Source organism: Agrobacterium sp. CCNWLW32, assembly GCF_037083425.1.
In the GTDB taxonomy this organism is placed as follows: Bacteria; Pseudomonadota; Alphaproteobacteria; order Rhizobiales; family Rhizobiaceae; genus Agrobacterium; species Agrobacterium radiobacter.
This window is the reverse complement of record NZ_JBAOJM010000041.1, coordinates 1-755: the sequence shown is the minus strand read 5'-3', so window position 1 is coordinate 755 and position 755 is coordinate 1. Positions and strand designations below refer to the sequence as shown.

2 protein-coding genes are annotated in these 755 nt (G+C 59.1%); both read left to right on the top strand.

The genetic code is table 11. From position 1 onward, the window contains the following. The coding region (locus V6R85_RS26015; RefSeq protein WP_336377358.1) for a carbohydrate ABC transporter permease at positions 1-468 on the top strand (468 nt) is incomplete at its 5' end. Between the two features lie 12 nt (positions 469-480). After that, on the top strand, positions 481-755 hold a 275-nt coding region (locus tag V6R85_RS26010), incomplete at its 3' end, for an ATP-binding cassette domain-containing protein (RefSeq protein ID WP_162633862.1).

Genomic DNA, 755 nt, shown 5'->3' with positions numbered 1-755 from the left:
GCCGTGCTGGTGCCGATCTACCTGATCTTCCGCAATGCCGGCCTGCTCGATACCCGCATTGGGCTGACCGTCATGCTCACCTTCATCAACCTGCCGATCGTGGTGTGGATGCTTTACACCTACTTCCGCGAAATCCCCGGCGAGATCCTGGAAGCAGCCCGCATGGATGGTGCCTCGCTCTGGAACGAGATCGTGCATGTACTGACACCAATGGCGGTTCCGGGCATTGCCTCGACGCTGCTTCTGAACGTCATTCTTGCCTGGAACGAATCCTTCTGGACTATCAGGCTGACGACCACCAATGCGGCACCGCTGACGGCCTTCATCGCCTCCTTCTCCTCACCGCAGGGGCTGTTCTGGGCAAAACTGTCGGCCGCCTCGATGATGGCGATCGCCCCCATTCTCGTCATCGGCTGGTTCTCGCAGAAACAACTCGTGCGTGGCCTCACCTTTGGCGCCGTGAAATAAGGAACGACAATAATGGGCAGCATTTCCCTTCAGAACGTGTCCAAGCTCTTCGGCGAGGCAAAAGTCATCCCGTCGATCGATCTCGATATCCATGACGGCGAGTTCGTCGTCTTTGTCGGCCCATCCGGTTGCGGCAAGTCAACGCTGCTGCGCCTGATTGCCGGGCTGGAAGACGTCTCCGGCGGCAGAATAGTCATCGACGGCAACGACGCCACCGAAAAGGCCCCGGCCGAGCGCGGCCTTGCCATGGTGTTCCAGTCCTATGCGCTTTATCCGCATATGAGCGT